Genomic DNA, 296 nt, shown 5'->3' on the forward strand with positions numbered 1-296 from the left:
AGGTAATATGTTCCGCTTCCAGAACCGGGGCGCCAAACGTGCGGCCAGGTTCGAGAAAGTTGCTCACCGGATCGCTGCCCAACATCTCGCGCACAATCCATGGCACATCGATCTCGCTCACCCTGGCTTCGGCCTGAAATTTACCATCGCGTAAAATGGTGATCACATCGCCAATCGACATCAATTCTTCGAGACGATGGGAAATGTAGATAATTGACACCCCCTGGCGGGTCAGTTCACGAATGACACGGAACAGGATCTCGACTTCAGTTTTACTGAGCGCTGAGGTGGGTTCG

General features: G+C 53.0%; 1 pseudogene. It reads right to left on the minus strand.

Annotated elements, in window-relative coordinates:
• Positions 1 to 296, minus strand: a pseudogene (locus FDX22_RS15205) (sugar ABC transporter ATP-binding protein); the annotation flags it as partial.

The sequence above is a fragment of the Citrobacter sp. TBCS-14 genome, assembly GCF_005280805.1.
Classification (GTDB): Bacteria; Pseudomonadota; Gammaproteobacteria; order Enterobacterales; family Enterobacteriaceae; genus Citrobacter; species Citrobacter gillenii.